This window comes from Edaphobacter aggregans DSM 19364 (assembly GCF_000745965.1).
GTDB classification, from domain to species: Bacteria; Acidobacteriota; Terriglobia; order Terriglobales; family Acidobacteriaceae; genus Edaphobacter; species Edaphobacter aggregans.
The window spans coordinates 1-5,316 of sequence record NZ_JQKI01000237.1; the positions used below are offsets into that span (position 1 = coordinate 1).

The window sequence follows — 5,316 nt, forward strand, 5'->3', positions numbered from 1 at the left end:
GATATGGAACATGGGAACTCTGCAGGTGATGCTAAGCGAAAACCTATAAGTGGGACCCACGAAACGGGAAAGTAGCGATGCATCTGCAGAGGACGGATCATCCAGTAGTAGCGTTGAAGCGCCTGTAATCGGCGTGGAGCGAAGGGGATGACGCAGCTCAACGGAGGGCTTGGCCAACTGGTTAACCAGGATGAGCCTCTTCTTCCAGAGAAGGCATGCCTCGCAAGAGGCTAGCGCATGGCTGCGAGGAGCCGTATGAATCGAGAGGTTCACGTACGGATCTGTGAGGGCCTCGGGGTGAAATTCCCCGGGGCTACTCGACCCGTTGCTCCCCAATACCCATGTTCTGCGTATTCTTCGTTTTCTTTCGTGTCTTCTTTGGTGTGGTCTTCGGGCTTTTCCGCGCGATCAGTGCGGCTTTTGCGAGCCCCCCGCCGCCGCCGTATGTCCGACGTTTCTAACGCCGCTGCTCAGACATAGGACAGGTTCCGCTTGCTACGCATAGCGGCAGCGGCCCCGCGTCTTCGACCAGACGAGCATAGTCATTGATGATCTGCACTTCGTTCCGTATGTAGAGACAGAGCGCCCCTGCGCCCAACAATAAAGCGAGGAAGAACCTTCTACGCATGTGTGGCCTCCGGTTTGTACTTGAAAAAGATGGGGAGGCTTGCGATCCCCACGCCGATTACAACCATGATTAGAGACGACGAGCCGGAAGAGGCTTTGTCCCCAAGCGAGACAAAGCCCGCGATCAGCAACAGAAAACCAATAGGACGTGAGAGGAGCTTGACAAGCGTTAGGCGCTTCTCGCGCGGATCGTTTCGCAGCGGGGGATGCTTTCGTCGCCACAGTACCGGGTAGATAAAGCCCAACGCAATAGCCCCGGCGATCAGCAGGAGCACGCACCACCACGGCACCGGCACTTTGAGTTTGAGACAGGCCCAGCCGAGCAGCGCGATCAGGAGCAAGCCGCGCCCGAGGTTCAGACGAAGTTTGTGTGAACCGGCTTCATAGACCGATTGCGCTGTATCGTTGCCCATTACGCTGTACCCCGCTCATCGACAGTCAGACCGTAAAGAAGCCCATAGCGTTCCGTGGGTTCGACTTTCACTTTGAAGCCAGGGCGATACAGCCCGCCCTCCGCAATCAGACGCGCGGTCGCTTCTACAGTGAAACTCTCGCCACCGTGCCGTTCGGCCAGCTCTCTCATACGATCCAGCCCCGCCGCCGCGTCTACGACCGGCGACAAGGTTGCTTGCTCGTCATCCGCGAAGATGATGCACTCCGCGATGTACGCGCAGCTCGTTTGCCGCGCTTCACGGAATGCGGCTAGACGCCGCTCTTTGAGTGATTGCGTAGCCATATCACCGTACCCCCGTCGCGTAGTATTGCCGATCGACACCGAGACGGTAGCGATTCAGCTTCAGAAGCATCCAGTCATAACCTCGCTTCATCAGGAACAGCCCAAAGCTGCCCACAAAGGAGATGACGAACAGCTTTACTAGGGTGTCATGCTGCCGTGGCGTCGCAACAACGAACATCAGCAGGTCCATGACAAGCGAGGCCATCAGAAACCCACTCCCGAGGCTTAGAACGAGCTGGACAAGAGTGGCCACGAGAACAAGAAATAAAACATCGAAGCGATGACGCGCATAGCTGTACCTCATGCCGCCCTTATGGGCTGACAGGAAACTCTACAGGTTTCGGATTTGTACTGTCCTTTCTGACTGTCTAAGCCATTGTCTCGAAGCAATTGCTTCTCATCTGCGGATAGGTCGGGGGATGTGTAAACGGCGCGGACCTCATACTTGCCCGCATCATTTACCAACCCGGTAGTAGATAGTTCGTCGCGCAGCTCCGCGTACTGACCTGGAGCCAGCCGAATCCAAGTGCGTTGTTGCTTCGCTATGCGGTCTGCGACCGCTTGCGGATCGACGCCCGCAGCAATATCGCCGCAAGAGCTATGCACCGCTGGAGCCGTCATTCGTGCGGCCCAGCCGCTCGCGTGGAACTGCCATTCGAGTGACATACCCCCCGGAACGGTGTTGCAGGAGAGTCCCTTCGGCATCCAGACATTGATAACGCGCCTACCAGTGTTGAAGAGCTGCACAGTCACATCCGCATGTGTCCCGTCCGGTAGAGGCGTGAGCTGCACGGAGACCTTTAGCGGCTCTTTGCGCTGTTGTGCCGTCGCCCAGGGCGCGGCGAAGATCCACAGCGCCATCAAACCAATCCGAGATGTACTCCCTAGCCTCATGCAGTCTCCACTAGCGCGTCCTCTTCCCAGAGTTTCGCTTGTTTCGCTTCTACATCGAGCCGGTCTACATCGGCCAGCTTCTTTTCCCATTTCTCGACCAGCTTCGCCGCTTGCTTCGCTCGCCGCCGCGCCCTCATCAGCATTCGTTCGACGTGCTCCCTCTTAGTGGAGGCCATTAGTGACTCCCTTTGCCCTGCGACTCACAAACGACCGTATTAGCTAACGCTTGTTACTAAATGTTTCTGCAAGCGATTGCTCCATTTGTCGTATGCAGAACTCGTCTCAACACCACGGTATCACAACCACCCCGTTTGTGATACCGTTTTTACATGAAAGTCGGATATGCACGAGTCTCTACAACCGACCAGTCTCTTGATGCTCAAATCGACGCGTTGAAGCGTGCCGGCTGTCGCGATCATATATTCCAAGAATCAGTCAGCAGTACGAGCAAAAAACGCCCCGAGCTTGACCGATGCTTGCAGACCCTAAAAAAAGGCGACACCCTTGTTGTTTTCAAACTTGACCGTTTAGGTCGATCCGTCCACTTTCTCCTAGAGCTGGTACAAACTTTGGGCAAGCGAGGTATAAACCTCGTCTCTCTTCATGACCCCATCGACACGACGACTCCTATGGGAGTTGCGATCTTTCAATTTAGTGCGGTGATGGCTCAGTTGGAAAAAGGAATGATTAGAGAGCGCACTATGGCCGGTCTCAAGGCCGCGCGGGACCGTGGAAGATTCGGGGGCGCTCCACAAAAAACAAGTCCTCAACAGCGAGCAGCAATCGGAACTATGTGGGATAGCGGGAAGCATAGCGGGCGCGAGATAGCCGAGATATACAACATCAGCAAGGCAACTGTCTTTCGTATCCTCGCTAAACGCAAAGCAGCTACCGCCATCAAAAAGCCCGCCAGACGGAAACCAACACAGCCGCGATGAACCACGACCCGCAGCAATCGACCCAGATCATAAAATGATCGTCAGACGCGACGACAGAGACAAAGCCCGCAGCAACCCAGTAGAGACCGAGGCAGCTATGAAACTCATGATCGTTGAAAGCCCGAATAAGAAGAAGAAAATCAAAAGCATCCTTGGAGCCGGGTGGGAAGTCGAGGCAAGGGTCGGCCACGTCCGGGACCTTCCTCCCCGCAGCCTCGGAGTGGGCGCTGACTACGCGCTCACCTACGAGTTCAATGAACGGGGCAAGGACGTAATCAGCAAGCTCAAGCCCATAGCCCAGAGAGCAGAAGAGGTCTACCTGGCTACTGACCCCGACCGCGAAGGGGAAGCTATCGCATGGCATCTGAAAGAAACCCTCAAGCTTCGCTCGTATACTCGCGTCACTTTCGATTCGATTACCGAGGCTGTGATTCGGAAGGCGCTTGCTACGCCGCGTCAGCTCAATATGAATCTAGTTCACGCTCAGGAAGCGCGGCGCGGCGCGGATCGTCTTGTCGGCTACAAGGTATCACCGGCCTTGTCTCGTCAGACTGGCCTATCGAGCCTAACTAAGCGCCGGTCGAGTGCAGACCGTCGCTGTCCGGCTTATGGTCGGGTGCCGCGAGCCGGGTCAGCATCCCTGCTTCCAAGTGGCATTACCTGGCTCATCGAAAACCGGGGACACCCGTAAATTAAACACAATCAGATAAGACTCGAAGGAACTCAGTCATGAGAAAAGTCAATGTGCTTGAATTTGTCTCCCTTGATGGTGTCATACAAGCCCCAGGCGGGCCAGAGGAAGATACCAGCGGCGGCTTCGCGTATGGCGGGTGGATAAGTCCACATTCCGACCCTGTTCTTTCAACGGCCATAAGAAAGCAGATGAACATGCCGTTTGACTTGTTGATAGGGCGCAGAACCTTTGACATTTGGGCACCATTCTGGCCGCAACATAATGACATGTGGCCAGCCGTCAACACTGCGACCAAGTACGTCGCCTCGAATACCATGACTTCTCACGAATGGCAGCCGTCCGTGTTTCTAAACGGAGATATTGCGGAAAAAATCACCAAAATTAAGCAACAGGAAGGGCCGGATTTGCACGTTTTTGGGAGCGCAAATCTCGTTCAGACGCTCATCAAGCATGATTTGGTCGATGCGTTCTGGCTGAAGATATATCCGATAACGTTGGGCGGTGGAAAACGATTGTTTGCCGATGGCACGATCCCGGCGGCATTCAAGGTGACGGAAAGCACAGTCACCTCGAAAGGCGTCATTATAGTGAATTACGAGCGTGCAGGCGCAGTCCCAACCGGAAGTCTGGAAGTCTTATAAGGGGTCCCCTCAGAAAACGGACGCCTGCTCCACACATTCCCCGCAGCAAGCGTCACAACGTTAGAAATTGCATTGAGTTAGTCCGGAGTTAGTATTCGTCCATCTCTAACAATCTCGGCTGTGTCAATGTATTTTTGAACGTAAGACGGCACTCACTCCGAGGAGCTGTTTCGTTACGCTTTGGTTGAACAAACTCATCATCGCCGACAAAGGTTCGCATGTAATCTTTCGGGCGGAATTCGGTCCGACCCAACCATCTCTCCGATCGCACGTTCGACCATGATTACTACTTCGAACTCCCTGGATAGGGAGCGGGATACCCAATCAAGTGGGCGGTGATTTACTTCACACCATGGACGAATCCAGGCTCTCCCGCGTGCGAACCGAACTGCAAAGTTCTGTTGATAATCGCATTCCTTACGCCACATCCAGTAGAGGCTGACGGCCAGTTTGCGTGCCATCGCAACCTTAGCGATGCGACGGTCGCGACGCATGGCCAGATGAACGAAGCGACGTCGCCAGTCGGGGTCCCAGCGGACAGCAGCCTGGGCTGCCTCCACCAGTAGAAAGCGCAACAGAGAACTTCCTTGTTTGGTGATGTGCCCCAGTCGTTGACGATCGGCGCTGGAGTCCTCACAGGGAATGAGGCCCAGATAGCTACCTATCTGATGGCCGCAACCGAAGCGATCTGGAGATCCAAGCACCAGCACAAAGGCCAGTGCGGTGATGGGCCCCACGCCGGGATGCGTCATCAGCCGCAGTACCTCGGGCCGTTTGCGTGCCTCC

The 5,316-nt window shown here is 55.3% G+C and carries 9 protein-coding genes; 3 read left to right on the plus strand and 6 right to left on the minus strand.

All coding sequences use genetic code 11. The features are described 5' to 3' along the window. Positions 1 to 620: 620 nt before the first annotated feature. From Q363_RS30370 to Q363_RS30390, 5 genes are all read right to left on the minus strand, one after another. Entirely contained in the window at positions 621 to 1,040 is a 420-nt protein-coding gene (locus Q363_RS30370; RefSeq protein ID WP_035358208.1) for a hypothetical protein, read from the minus strand. Then, positions 1,040 to 1,363, minus strand: coding sequence for a hypothetical protein (locus Q363_RS30375; protein WP_035358209.1), 324 nt, complete (start codon positions 1,361 to 1,363; stop codon positions 1,040 to 1,042). Before Q363_RS30375 ends, Q363_RS30370 begins: the two co-directional genes overlap by 1 nt. 1 nt (position 1,364) lies before the next feature. After that, positions 1,365 to 1,568, minus strand: a complete 204-nt coding sequence (locus Q363_RS30380) for a hypothetical protein (RefSeq protein WP_157467926.1) — start codon at positions 1,566 to 1,568, stop codon at positions 1,365 to 1,367. A 95-nt stretch (positions 1,569 to 1,663) separates the two neighbouring features. Further along, a complete protein-coding gene (locus Q363_RS30385) occupies positions 1,664 to 2,224 on the minus strand; it encodes a hypothetical protein (RefSeq protein WP_157467928.1) in 561 nt (186 codons plus the stop codon). Positions 2,225 to 2,253: 29 nt separating this feature from the next. Beyond that, positions 2,254 to 2,433 (minus strand): hypothetical protein, encoded by a 180-nt coding sequence (locus tag Q363_RS30390; protein WP_035358213.1) that lies wholly within the window; start codon positions 2,431 to 2,433, stop codon positions 2,254 to 2,256. 153 nt (positions 2,434 to 2,586) lie between these two features. On the opposite strand from Q363_RS30390, the gene Q363_RS30395 reads away from it, so the two are divergent. The 3 genes from Q363_RS30395 to Q363_RS30405 all read left to right on the plus strand — a co-directional run bounded on the left by Q363_RS30395 (position 2,587) and on the right by Q363_RS30405 (position 4,530). After that, positions 2,587 to 3,195 (plus strand): recombinase family protein, encoded by a 609-nt coding sequence (locus tag Q363_RS30395; RefSeq protein ID WP_051979568.1) that lies wholly within the window; start codon positions 2,587 to 2,589, stop codon positions 3,193 to 3,195. Positions 3,196 to 3,292: 97 nt separating this feature from the next. Then, positions 3,293 to 3,886: a toprim domain-containing protein gene (locus tag Q363_RS30400; protein WP_169747196.1), complete on the plus strand. Its 594-nt coding sequence runs from the start codon at positions 3,293 to 3,295 to the stop codon at positions 3,884 to 3,886. Between the two features lie 38 nt (positions 3,887 to 3,924). Further along, on the plus strand, positions 3,925 to 4,530 hold the full coding sequence (locus tag Q363_RS30405) for a dihydrofolate reductase family protein (protein ID WP_035358217.1): 606 nt from the start codon (positions 3,925 to 3,927) through the stop codon (positions 4,528 to 4,530). Between the two features lie 197 nt (positions 4,531 to 4,727). Here the strand turns inward: Q363_RS30405 and Q363_RS39565 are convergent. Further along, a partial coding sequence (locus Q363_RS39565; protein WP_157467931.1) for a transposase occupies positions 4,728 to 5,316 on the minus strand: 589 nt, incomplete at its 5' end.